Annotated in this window: 6 protein-coding genes and 5 pseudogenes; 10 read left to right on the forward strand and 1 reads right to left on the reverse strand. The window is 60.5% G+C overall.

The features are described from left to right. The 6 genes and pseudogenes from BVER_RS32765 to BVER_RS21980 all read left to right on the forward strand — a co-directional run. Positions 1-125 (forward strand): annotated as a pseudogene (locus BVER_RS32765) (IS5/IS1182 family transposase); the annotation flags it as partial. Beyond that, positions 122-2,245 (forward strand): annotated as a pseudogene (locus BVER_RS21960) (efflux RND transporter permease subunit); the annotation flags it as partial. The pseudogenes BVER_RS32765 and BVER_RS21960, both read left to right, overlap by 4 nt. 40 nt (positions 2,246-2,285) lie before the next feature. Further along, positions 2,286-3,680, forward strand: a pseudogene (locus BVER_RS21965) (efflux transporter outer membrane subunit). Then, a complete protein-coding gene (locus BVER_RS21970) occupies positions 3,677-4,948 on the forward strand; it encodes a paraquat-inducible protein A (RefSeq protein WP_050455083.1) in 1,272 nt (423 codons plus the stop codon). Before BVER_RS21965 ends, BVER_RS21970 begins: the two are co-directional and overlap by 4 nt. Next, complete coding sequence (locus BVER_RS21975) at positions 4,941-6,593, forward strand: PqiB family protein (RefSeq protein WP_050455084.1); 1,653 nt, start codon at positions 4,941-4,943, stop codon at positions 6,591-6,593. The genes BVER_RS21970 and BVER_RS21975 overlap by 8 nt, the downstream gene beginning before the upstream one ends. Beyond that, complete coding sequence (locus BVER_RS21980; RefSeq protein WP_050455085.1) at positions 6,593-7,171, forward strand: PqiC family protein; 579 nt, start codon at positions 6,593-6,595, stop codon at positions 7,169-7,171. The genes BVER_RS21975 and BVER_RS21980 overlap by 1 nt, the downstream gene beginning before the upstream one ends. A 10-nt stretch (positions 7,172-7,181) precedes the next feature. On the opposite strand, the gene BVER_RS21985 is transcribed toward BVER_RS21980, so the two are convergent. Next, positions 7,182-7,553, reverse strand: a complete 372-nt coding sequence (locus BVER_RS21985; RefSeq protein ID WP_050455086.1) for a nuclear transport factor 2 family protein — start codon at positions 7,551-7,553, stop codon at positions 7,182-7,184. Positions 7,554-7,705: 152 nt separating this feature from the next. Between BVER_RS21985 and BVER_RS21990 the strand changes: the two genes are divergently transcribed. The 4 genes and pseudogenes from BVER_RS21990 to BVER_RS30475 form a co-directional block, all read left to right on the forward strand. Continuing rightward, entirely contained in the window at positions 7,706-10,123 is a 2,418-nt protein-coding gene (locus BVER_RS21990; protein ID WP_083452298.1) for a penicillin acylase family protein, read from the forward strand. A 290-nt stretch (positions 10,124-10,413) separates the two neighbouring features. Further along, positions 10,414-10,779 (forward strand): DUF4148 domain-containing protein, encoded by a 366-nt coding sequence (locus tag BVER_RS21995; RefSeq protein WP_050455088.1) that lies wholly within the window; start codon positions 10,414-10,416, stop codon positions 10,777-10,779. Positions 10,780-11,088: 309 nt separating this feature from the next. Beyond that, a pseudogene (gene katG, locus BVER_RS22000) lies at positions 11,089-12,837 on the forward strand (catalase/peroxidase HPI); the annotation flags it as partial. After that, positions 12,828-12,994: pseudogene (locus tag BVER_RS30475) on the forward strand (transposase); the annotation flags it as partial. The pseudogenes katG and BVER_RS30475, both read left to right, overlap by 10 nt.

The raw sequence follows: 12,994 nt of genomic DNA on the forward strand, positions 1-12,994 counted from the left end.
TCTTTAAGCGTATCAAGCATTTTCGTCGCGTCGCCACTCGATATGACAAACTCGCCCACAGCTACCTCACCTTTGTCTCCATCGTGTCTGCCTTCGGGCCGCTCTTAAATGTAAACAGGACCTAGTGGTCGTCGTGGTGTATCTGTTTCTGCAAAGCCTTCGTGCGACGCTCATTCCGGTGCTGGCGGTGCCGGTGTCGATCGTCGGCACCTTCATGGGCATGTCGCTGCTGGGCTTTTCCATCAACATGCTGACGCTGTTCGGCATGGTGCTGGCGATCGGTATCGTGGTGGACGATGCGATCGTCGTGATCGAGAACGTCGAGCGCAATATGACCGTGTTCAAGCTGTCGCCAAAGGATGCCGCCAAGCGCGCGATGGACGAAGTGTCGGGACCGGTCGTGGCCATCGTGCTCGTGTTGTGCGCGGTGTTCGTGCCCGTGGCGTTTTTATCGGGCATTACGGGGCAGTTGTACAAGCAGTTCGCGATCACCATTGCAATTTCCGTCGTGTTTTCAGGGATCGTTGCGTTGACGCTATCGCCCGCGCTTGCCGCGTTGCTGTTGAAACCCGTGCATGGCGAGCACAAGAAGGCGCGCTTCTTCGTTTGGTTCGAGCGCAAGTTCTCGCAGATGACCGATGGCTACGCGCGCGCGGTGCAACTCGCGATCAAACGATCGGTGATAGCGGGACTATTGTTCCTTGGCATGGTGAGCGTCTCGTTATGGATGGTGAAGGCCATACCGACGAGCTTTCTGCCACCGGAAGATCAAGGCTATCTGCTGGGCGCGGTGATCATGCCGGATGCCGCGAGTCTCGATCGAACCGGCAACGTGTCCGATCGCGTCACCGAATACTTCATGAAGCAGCCGGCGGTGGACAGCATCACCACGGTCGATGGTTTCAGCCTGCTCGACAGTCAGACGAAGAACAACGCGGGCACGTTCTTCGTCGGCTTCAAGAGCTTCGACGAGCGTTATTCGTCCGCGAATATCCGCACGCAGAATGCGCGTGCCGTGCTGCTCGGCGCGTACAAGAATCTCTCGGGGATTCAGCAGGGCATCGTGCTGCCGGTCAATCCACCGTCGATTCCCGGCCTGGGCACGACCGGCGGCCTCGAAATGTGGATTCAGAACAAGGGCGATGCGACGAGCCAGCAGTTGGCCGCGATCGTCGGCGATTTCGTGAAGAAGGCGAAGGCGCGTCCGGAGTTGTCGGGCGTGACATCGACCTTCAACGCGGCCTCGCAACAGCTTCAGGTCGATGTGGATCGCACCAAGACGGAGACGCTCGGCGTGCCCGTGCAGGACGTTTATAGCTCGATGCAGACGATGTTCGGCTCGCTGTACGTGTCGCAGTTCAACAAGGACAGCCGCTTGTGGCAGGTGATTTTGCAGGCGGAGGCGAACGAACGCCGCACGCCGGACGATCTGAGCCGCATCTTCGTGCGCGGCCGCTCGGGCGAGATGGTGCCGCTCAATTCGGTCGTGACGTACAAGTATGTGACCGGTCCCGATCTGATCACGCGCTTCAACAACTTTCCGGCGGTGAAGATCACGGCCAATGCCGCGCCCGGCTACAGCACGGGTCAGGCGATGGACGCGTTGCGCGAGATCGGCGCGGACGTGCTGCCGTCGAGTTACGGCATCGCGTGGAGCGGCGAGGCGTTCGAGGCGCAGAGCTCGGGCAGTTCATCGGCAATGGTGTTCGCGTTCGGCATCGTGATGGTCTTCCTCATTCTCGCGGCGCAGTATGAGAAGTGGTCCTTGCCCATCGGCGTGTTGCTCGCAGTGCCGTTCGCGTTGTTCGGTGCGCTGGTCGCAATCATGTTGCGCGGGCTCGACAACAACGTCTATTTTCAGATCGGCCTGACGATGCTCGTCGCGCTGGCCGCAAAGAACGCCATTCTGATCTTCGAGTTCGCGGTGATGAATCGCGAGCACGGCGAGAGCGTGTACGACGCCGCGATGACCGCCGCGAAGGAACGTCTGCGTCCGATCGTGATGACATCGCTCGCATTCATTCTCGGCTGCGTGCCGCTCGCGATCGCGACGGGCGCATCGGCGAATAGCCGTCACGCGATCGGCACAGGCGTGATCGGCGGCATGCTCGGGGCGACGCTCATCGCCGTGTTCTTCATTCCGATGTTCTTCTACGTGATCGAAAGCTTCAGCGAGAAGATGAGCGCGAAGAAGGACACACATCAGCCGATACCGCCTGACGCCGCGCAACCGGGAGAGCACTGACATGCATGCTCTTTTCCCTTCGATCCCTTCGGTCCCTTCGATGCGTTGCGCGCTGCTGCTGGCGACCCTGCTGCTGAACGGCTGTCTGCTTGGCCCGAATTACGAGCGCCCGCAAGTCGACGTGCCCACGGATTTTCGCTTTGCCGAACCGCAAGCGAAGGAGATCGCGAATACCGCATGGTGGCAGCAGTTTCAGGATCCCGCGCTCAACGATCTGATCGATACGGCGCTTAAAGAGAACAAGGACATCAAGGTCGCGGCGGCGCGCGTCGATCAGTTCCTCGGGCAATTCCAGACCACACGCTCGCAGTTGTTTCCGCAGATCGGCGCGGGCGCGAACGCCACGCGCGAACGCGTGCCGACGGGCTCGCTGACCTTGCCGCCTGGCGTCGGTCCGGTGATCAATCAGTATCAGCTCGCGTTGAATGCAACCTGGGAAATAGATGTGTTCGGCCGCTTGCGGCGCGAGACCGAAGCCGCGCGGGCGAATATGCTGGCAAGCGAGGAGGGACGTCGCGCGACCATACTCGCGCTCGTGGCATCGGTGGCGTCGACGTATATCCAACTGGTGTCGCTCGATCGGCAACTCGCGATTGCACATCAGACGGTGACGAGCCGCGAGGAATCGGTCAAGGTGTTCAAGCTGCGTTTCCAGTACGGCGAAGTATCGCAGATGGAACTCGCGCAGGCGCAGTCCGAGTATCAGGCCGCCTTGGCGACGGTGCCGCAACTCGAACAGCAGATCGCGACGCAAGAGAACGCCATGGCGATTCTGCTCGGCCGCAATCCGCAAGCGATCGCGCGCGACCGCGAACTCGACGACCTCGCGACGCCCGATGTCCCCGCCGGTCTGCCGTCGGATCTGCTGGAACGCAGGCCAGATTTGCGTCAGGCGGAACAGGATCTGATCGCGGCGAATGCGAAGATCGGCGCGGCGCGCGCGCTGTATTTTCCGCAGATATCGCTAACCGGGCTGCTCGGTCAGCAGAGTTCGCAGTTCTCGCAATTGTTCAAGGGACCGGCGCGCGCGTGGTCGTTTGCCGGCGCCGTGACGCAACCGATCTTCACGGCGGGCGGCATCAGCGGTCAGGTGAAGGCGGCGGAGGCCGCGCAGCAACAGGCGCTCTTTAGCTACGAAAAGGCGATTCAAAGCGCGTTTCAGGATGTCGACGATTCGCTCGTCACGATGCAGAAGACGCGCGAAGCGCGCGACGTGCAGGGACGTCAGGTCGATGCGGAGCGCAGTCTCTTTCAGGCGCAACTCAGTTACACGTAGACGCAAGGCGCGGCGCTTACGTCCGTCGTGTCGCTTTACAAGGCGATGGGCGGCGGCTGGGTGACGGATGCCGAGACGCGCACGGCGGTCGCTTACGGTGATAACGGCGCGCCGCTCGCGCCATCGGCGGATATGTCGGGCAAGGCGACATCGCCATGAATCATGCACGTCTGATCGCCTGTCACGAATGTGACCTGCTGCAGCATGAAACCGTGCTGCGCAAAGGCGGCACGGCACGCTGCACGCGATGCGGCGCGATGCTGTATCGCGATCGGCCGGATGGCTTAAGCCGCTCGCTGGCGTGCACGCTCGGCGCGCTCGTGCTGTTCGGCATTGCGAACGCGTATCCCATCGTCGGACTCGATGTGCAGGGCACGGTGGTCGAGACGACTTTGCTCGGCGCGGTGCGCATGCTCTATGCGGAAGGCATGTGGCCGCTCGCCGGACTCGTGCTGGCGACATCGTTTCTGATGCCTTTGGCGGAGATGTGCGCGATGGCTTATCTGCTGTTTCCGCTCGTCGCGTTCAAACGCGCGCCGCGTGCGGGACGTGCGGCGTTTCGCGCGCTGCATGCGGTCAAGTCCTGGGGCATGACCGAAGTGTTGATACTCGGCTTTCTCGTCGCGCTGGTGAAACTCGCGGCGATTGCAAGCGTGGTGCCGGGCATTTCGCTCTTCGCATTCGGCGGCGTGATGCTGCTGATATCGGGCGCGGCGTCGTCGTTCGATGCGCGTGAAGTGTGGGCGCGTATCGATGCACGCGCGGGTATCGATCGCTTTGCTTTGGCGTCGGATGTGCCGCCATTCGCGCGGACCGCTGCAAAAGCAGGCCTTTTCGTCTGTCACGATTGCGCGTTGGTCTCGAAGGCCGCATCGCACGCGCATGAAGGACGATGCCCGCGCTGTAACGCGAGCCTGCATTTTCGCAAGCCCGATTCGATCTCGCGAACGTGGGCGCTGCTCATCGCGGCGATGGTGCTTTACATTCCCGCAAACGTTTTACCCGTCATGAATACGAGTTCGTTGTTCGGCGCGGAGAAGGACACGATCATGAGCGGCGTCGCGTATTTGTGGACCTCGGGGTCGTGGCCGCTCGCGCTGCTGGTGTTCATCGCGAGCATCGCCGTGCCGATGCTCAAGATTCTGTCGCTCGTGCTGCTGGTGACGAGCACGCAGTTCCGTGCGCGCTGGCTGCCGGCGCGACGCACGCGTATCTATCGCATCGTCGAGTTCGTCGGACGCTGGTCGATGCTCGATATCTATGTGATCACCGTGCTCGTCGCGCTCGTGCAATTCAACGCGCTCGCGACCATTCATGCAGGCGCGGCTGCGGTTGCATTCGGCGCGGTCGTCGTGCTGACGATGCTTGCCGCAATGGCTTTCGATCCGCGTCTCATGTGGGATGCTCTCGAGGACGATCATGGTTGAGCCGCCCGATGCTTCGCGTCCGCCGGAGCAGGATTTTCCCGATGCGCTGCCTGCACGGCGCTCGCGTTTCGGTTTGTCGTTGATATGGCTGGTGCCGCTTATCGCGGTGTTGATCGGTGGATGGCTCGCGGCGCAGGCGATCCTGCAAAAAGGGCCGACGATCACCATCAGCTTCAAAACCGGTGAAGGGTTGGAAGCGGGCAAGACCAAGATCAAATACAAGGACGTCGAGATCAGCACGGTGAAGAGCGTGGTGCTCGCGCCGGATCACAAGCGCGTGATCGCATCGGCGGAGCTCTCCAAAGATGCGGACAACATGCTGGTCGACGACACTCGATTCTGGGTCGTGCGGCCGCGCATTTCGGGCGGCACGGTGTCGGGACTGGGCACGCTGATCGCGGGATCGTATGTCGGCATGGATCTCGGCGTGACGAAGACGAAGCGTTATGATTACGTCGGACTCGAATCGCCGCCCGTTATCACGACGGATGTACCGGGGCGCGAGTTCGTCCTCAAGAGCGACACGATGGGCTCTCTCGATGTCGGCGCGCCCGTGTACTTTCGACGCTTGCAGGTGGGACAGATTACTTCGTACGAACTCGATGCCGATGGCATGGGCGTGACCTTGCATCTCTTCATCAATGCGCCTTACGACAAGTACGTGAAGATGGATAAGCGCTTCTGGCAGGCGAGCGGCGTGGACGTCAAGCTCGATTCGACGGGCGTCAAGATGGATACGGAATCGCTCGTCTCGATACTCGTCGGCGGCCTCGCATTCGAAATGCCGCCGCCCACGCCGGGCATGACCGATATCACCACCGCGAGCGATGCGGCGGAAGCGCCCGCACAACACGTCTATCAGCTCTTTACATCGCGCACGGAAGCGATGAAGCGGCACGATCGTATCATCGATTCGTACGTGTTCAACTTCAAGGAGTCGGTACGCGGGCTATCCGTAGGCGCTGAAGTGGATTTTCGCGGCATCGTGCTAGGTGAAGTGACGGCGATCTACACGCGTTACGATCCGGTCAAGCGCGAATTCAGCATACCGGTGCGCGTGAATTTCTATCCCGAACGTTTTTCGATGCGCGCGGAATCCGGCACGCAGCAAGGACGTTTGACGATGGATCGTCGCAAGCTCGTCGAGTGGATGGTGGAGCACGGCTTCCGCGCGCAGCTTCGTACGGGCAGCATACTGACGGGACAGCGCTATATCGCGGTGGATTTCTTCAAGGACGCGGCGTCGGCGTCGATCGACTGGAATGCGGATCCACCTGAACTGCCGACTGTGCCGGGCGGTCTGCAATCGCTGCAGGATTCGATTCAGGCGCTGGTGACGAAGCTCAACAAGATTCCGTTCGAAGGCATCGGGCAAGACGTGCGCGACACGCTCAAGCAGGCGCAGGCATTGGTCAGAACACTCGACACGGAAATCGCGCCGGAAGCGAAGACGACACTCGCCGCCGCACGCAATGCGCTCGACAGCACCAGTCGCATGATGCAGAACGATTCGCCGCTTCAGGCGAATGCGGCTGAGACGATGAAGGAACTGTCGCGTACTGCTGCCGCTTTCCGCAATCTCGCGGAGTATCTGGAGCGGCATCCGGAGGCGATTCTGCGTGGCAAGCCGGAGGATAAGAAGTGATGCGCGCTCATGTTCTATCAATCGCTTCGGCACTGTGTTTGCTGGCGGCTTGCGGCGGTTCTCCAAGGCCGTCGTTCTATACCTTGAGTCCCGATGCTTCGCTTGAAGCCGCGCCGAACACGACACCGTTACGCGTAACCGTCGGACCGGTGACGGTGCCTGAACTCGTGGATAAACCGCAAATCGTCACGCGACGCGAGCCTAACGAAGTGAATATCAACGAGTTCGCGCGTTGGGGTGAGCCGCTCAAGGAAAATATCGCGCGCACGCTTGCGGCCGATCTGTCGCGTCTGCTCGGATCGGATAACGTGTCGGTGTATCCGCAAGGCGCAGACGTCAAACCGTATCAGGTGCGCGTGGATGTGATGCGCTTCGAATCGGTGCCGGGCGATTCCGTTACGCTCGACGCCTTGTGGACCGTGCGCTCTGCCGATGGCGCTTCACGCTTCGATGGTCACACCGTCGCGCATGAAACGGCCGAAGGCGCGGGCTTCGATGCAATCGCCGCCGCGCATAGCCGGGCGCTTGCGCAAATGAGCCGGCAGATCGCCGGCGCGATCGGGACCATGCGGCGTTAATGCTAGAGAATTAAATAAAGCCGCCTTCGGGTGCTTCATGAGGAAGCGTCCAGCCGAAAAATACTTGCGCTTCGATGAGTTTGCCATCGCACACCGTCAAGAGTTCGGTGTTGCGAAAAGCCTTGCCGTCATTCATGCGCAAATCGTAAGTCGCAAAGACATGATCGCCGTCCGCCACCATGCGAACGAACGCGATGCGATCCATCATCTGCGAACCGGGCCAGCAGCGTGAAAAATACGTCGCGCGATCAATGCGATTGTCGCGTGGGCTCGTGAAGTGGAAATCGTCGGCGATCAAGGCTTCGATTGCGGCGCGGTCCTTGGCGATATAGGCCTCGTAGACGCGCTTGGCGATAAGAACCGGGTCATTTACGTAGTTCATTGCGTTCTCCTTTATCTACACGACGTTCGACGCTTGCGTGAATCGACATATTCGCCGCAAGCGAACAGCGGCGTCTTGTATCAGAATGTAAGCCCCGGCATGCGCGATGAAAGCTCGCATGCATAACGACGCACAAAAAAGGAGACGCATGCATGAAAGGCCTACGCACGTTCAGCGCATTGATCGCCGCATCGTTGGTCGCTTCGGTCACGTCGGTCGCTTATGCCGATGGCGCGCCCGCCGCAGATGAAACCATCGCGCTACCGGGCTTGTCGCAACCGTCCGACATACTGATTGACCGTTGGGGCGTCCCGCATATCTATGCCGCCAACGATAGCGACGCATTCTTCGTGCAAGGCTTTAATGCAGCACGCGATCGCCTGTTTCAAATCGATCTTTGGCGAAGACGCGGACTCGGACAACTTGCGGAGGTGTTTGGGCCGGCTTACATCGAGCAGGACAAGTCGACGCGAATGTTTCTTTATCGCGGCGACATGACGACGGAATGGAAGCGCTACGGTCCCGATGCTAAACCTGCCGCTACGCGCTTTGCTGCAGGCGTAAACGCGTATATCGCCTGGCTTGCGGTGCATCCCGATCGCATGCCCTATGAGTTTCGCAAGATCGGATATTGGCCCGCAAAATGGAGCGCCGACGATGTCGTGCGCATTCGCAGTCACGGCTTGACGCGCAATCTGACGAGCGAGGTCGCGCGTGCGCGTGTGGCCTGCAAAAGCTCGCTCGATGCGGATTCGGTGCGCTTCGGTTTGCAGCTGCCGTGGAAACCTGCAATGCCTGCGGGTCTCGATCCATGCTTTCCGGACGATGTGCTCAAGGTATTTTCCCTGGCGACGCAATCGGTGCGCGTGACCAAGGAGTCGCTCAAGAGCGCGGATGCATCCACGACCATGATCGCTGCTACGGACAATCCTGAAGAGGTTACCGAAGGCAGCAATAACTGGGTGATCGCGCCATCGAAATCGGCGACGGGGCGCGCGATCATGCCGAACGATCCGCATCGTGCGTATGCAGCGCCTAGCCTGCGCTACATTCAGCAGATCAGCACGCCTACGCTCGATATCATCGGCGGCGGCGAGCCTTCCGCGCCGGGCATTTCGATCGGGCATAACGGATCGATTGCTTATGGGCTCACGATCTTCAATATCGATCAGGAAGATCTCTATGTGTACGAGTTGAATCCGTCCAATTCGCGGGAGTATCGCTATAAAGGCAAGTGGGAACCGATGCGTGTCGTGCGCGAAACCATCAATGTGCGCGATGCCGCGCCCGTTACTGCCGATCTGCTTTTCACTCGGCACGGCCCCGTGATTTATACGGAAGAGAGCAAGCATCGCGCGTTCGCGGTGCGGTCCGCATGGCTGTCTCCAGGCATGTTGCCTTACTTCGATTCCATGCGATACATGCGCGCGAAGAACTACGCGCAATTCAACGCAGCGCTCGCGACATGGGGCGCGCCGACGGTCAATCAGGTCTATGCGGACAAGGATGGAAACATCGGCTGGGTGCCAAGCGGCCTCGCGCCGATTCGCCCGAATTGGGATGGCCTGATGCCCGTGTCCGGCGATGGTCGCTATGAATGGACCGGCTTCTGGCCGCGCGCCGCGATGCCTTCCACCTATAACCCGGCGCAAGGCTATTTCACGACATCGAACGAGATGAACTTGCCGGCGGACTATCCGTATCGCGAGCGCAAGCTGGGCTTCGAATGGACCAATGGATCGCGGCATCAACGTATCGATGAAGTGTTGAAGTCGCTGCCCAAGGTGTCGATCGAAGACTCCGAGCGCTTGCAAAACGACGATGTGTCGATTCCCGCGAGACGTCTGGTTGCATTGCTCGCGCCGCTCGACAGCGACGATCAGGACACGCGTGCCGCACTAACCTTGCTCAAGGGCTGGGACGCGCACATGGGCGCGGATTCCGCGCAGGCCGCGCTTGAGGAAGTGTGGCTATCGCGTCATCTCGGGCGCGCGTTCAAGAGTGCGGTACTGCCGAAAAATGCGGCCTCTGCATTCGGCGCGCCCGATACCGCAGTCATGCTGGATTCGCTCGAGCATCCTGAAGCACGCTTCGGCGCCGACGCACAATCGAAGCGCGACGCCGTGCTGCTTTCCAGTCTTCATGATGCCTATGCGGAGATGGTGCGCCTGCAAGGTAACGATGCGAGCCGCTGGAAATGGGGCGAGTTGCAAACGAATCTGAACGCGCATCCCTTGGCCGATGCCGTCGATGCGGACATGCGCGCGAAGCTCAATGTCGGCCCGATCGGAAAAGGCGGCAGTGCTTATACGCCGAATCAGTCGACGTATCGTGCGAGCGATTTCCGCGAGACCAACGGGCCGTCGTTTCGCGTCGTCGTCGATGTGGGCAACTGGGATGATTCGCGTGCGGTGAATCTGCCGGGCGAATCGGGTGACCCCGACAATCCGCATTACCGCGATCTCGCGCAGATGTGGCTCAAGGGGCAGTACTTTCCGTTGCTCTATTCGAGCGTCGCAGTCGAAGCGGCCACCGAAAAGCGCGTGCATCTCGTGCCTGCCGCGCCTTGATCGCGCATTTTAATTAACCGCGTGCTTGACCGTTCGCGTCAAGCGCCGCATGCCTCTCGACACTTCGATAAACCGCATGGGAATAGATTGCCAGCCCATGCGGTTTACCAATCGAAGCCTCAACGCTTGAAACCCAGGTAACGACAAGACGCGATGCCTTCGCATCGAATCATGTCGTATGCGCGCAGCAGGCGAGTAATCGAACGCAAGAGGGACGATCGCCCTTGTTCGATGAGGTTCGTGGATCGCAAGCGATCCAGGTCAACCTTTTCATCAGGAGCGTCATCATCATGAATACCATTGCCAAGGTTCTCGTTTCGTTCGTCGTCGTCACCGCACCGGCATTTGCTTTCGCACAGGATCAGAGCGTGCCGCTGACGCGTGCTCAGGTGAAGGCCGAACTCGTTCAACTAGAGCAAGCGGGTTATTCCGCCGCATCGGGCGAGAACGCCAATTACCCGGTCGACATTCAGGCGGCGGAGGCGAAGGTCGCCGCGCAGCAGAACATGAACGCGACCAACGACGCTTACGGCGGCACGCATGCGGGCGGCACGGCGTCCGGTTCGATGCAGCGCAATTCCTTTTCGATGTCGAAGTCGGGTGCCAACCGTTGCGTCGGGCCGCAAGGATTCTGCCCGCCGTACTTCGGTAGCTGAGCGCGTCGGGAAGATCAGGGTTCGGAGGCTGGCGCGATCGCGCTTGCTCCGAACGACCTGGCGGCGGCCTAAAAACGGGCGCTAAAAATATTTTTCAAAAGGGGGTTGACCGGGTGTTCATCCGCCAGTAATAATTCGCCTCCCGTTGAATGACGGCGCGAAAGAAACGAAGCGAAAACGCTAAGAAATCTTCTCGCAATGCTCTTTAAAAACTAACAGCCGATAAGTGTGGGCGCTTGATTCTGGTGCGGCCGGTTCTTCGGAATCGGTATAGCAAAAGGTATCAAGAGTCTCACACGAAGTAATTGAAGGAAGGATCTCGCCGCGCTGATGACCGATTCGAAAGATTGGTGGCCCGCCGACTTCGGCCACTATGGTCCGCTGTTTATCCGCATGGCGTGGCATAGCGCCGGCACGTATCGCACCGGCGATGGCCGGGGAGGCGGTGGACGCGGTCAGCAACGTTTCGCGCCACTCAATAGCTGGCCGGATAACGTCAGCCTCGACAAGGCGCGCCGCCTGTTGTGGCCGATCAAGCAGAAGTATGGACAGGCCATTTCCTGGGCCGATCTGATGATTCTGACCGGCAACGTCGCGCTGGAGACGATGGACTTCAAGACCTTCGGCTTCGCGGGCGGCCGGGAAGATACGTGGGAACCGGACCTCGACGTCTACTGGGGTAACGAAAAGACCTGGCTGGGCGGCGATGTCCGCTACGGCAAGGGCGGCGCGCCGCGCGACGACAAGGACGAAGGCGTGCTCGTCGCCGATGCCGAGATGCACGGCGGCGAGGAGCAAAGCCGCACCGACGACGGACGCAATCTCGAAAATCCGCTCGGCGCGGTGCAAATGGGTCTGATCTATGTCAATCCGGAAGGTCCGGACGGCAATCCCGATCCGCTCGCGGCGGCGCACGATATCCGCGAAACCTTCGCGCGCATGGCGATGAACGACGAGGAAACCGTCGCGCTGATCGCGGGTGGACACACCTTCGGCAAGACGCACGGCGCGGGTCCGGCGGACAACGTCGGCGCGGAACCGGAAGCGGCCGATCTCGAATTGATGGGTTTCGGCTGGCACAACAAGTTCGGCTCCGGCAAGGGTGCGGACACCATCACCAGCGGTCTCGAAGTGACGTGGACGGCAACGCCGACCAAGTGGGGCCAAGGCTTCTGGGAAAACCTGTTCGGTCACGAATGGGAATTGACGAAGAGCCCGGCGGGCGCGAATCAATGGGTAGCGAAGGACGGCGGCGAGACGATTCCGCACGCGTTCGATGCATCGAAGAAGCAGAAACCGACGATGCTGACCACCGACCTGTCGCTGCGGTTCGATCCGGAATACGCGAAGATTTCCAAGCGTTTCTGGGAAAACCCCGACCAGTTCGCCGATGCTTTCGCACGTGCCTGGTTCAAGCTGACGCACCGCGACATGGGTCCGCGCGCGCGTTAACTCGGTGCGGAAGTGCCGCAGGAAGAACTCGTGTGGCAGGACCCGATTCCGGCGGTGGATCACCCGCTGATCGATCAGAACGATATCGCGGCGCTCAAGCAGAAGATTCTGGCGTCGGGTCTGTCGGTATCGGAACTGGTGACGACGGCGTGGTCATCGGCGGCGACGTTCCGCGGTTCGGACAAGCGCGGCGGTGCGAACGGTGCGCGCATTCGTCTCGCGCCGCAGAAGGATTGGGCCGCCAATCAGCCGGATCAGTTGCAGAAAGTGCTGGGCAAGCTCGAAGGCATCCAAAAGGACTTCTTCAACGGCCAAGCGTCAGGCGGCAAGAAGGTGTCGATCGCCGATCTGATCGTGCTGGCGGGCGCGGCTGCCATCGAGCAGGCGGCAGAGAAGGGTGGCAGCAAGGTGACGGTGCCGTTCACGCCGGGCCGGATGGACGCATCGCAGGACAAGACCGATGTGCAATCGGTCGATGCGCTCGAACCGCAGGCCGATGGTTTCCGCAACTACGTCAAGGGACGCTTCAGCATTCCGGCGGAGCATCTGCTGATCGATCGCGCTCAGCTGTTAACGCTGACTGCCCCTGAGATGACGGCCGCGCTCTGGTGAGCCGCATCGGCAAACTCGAGCTGCGCGTGCCACGTGATCGGCATGGCGAATTCTCAACGGCGCTGTTCGAGCGCTATGCGCGCAGCGAGAAGGCGTTGGTGGTAGCGTTGGCCGAGATGTACGTGCAGGGTGTGTCTACGCGCAAGGTCAA

It is taken from the genome of Candidatus Burkholderia verschuerenii, assembly GCF_001189365.1.
GTDB lineage: Bacteria > Pseudomonadota > Gammaproteobacteria > Burkholderiales > Burkholderiaceae > Caballeronia > Caballeronia verschuerenii.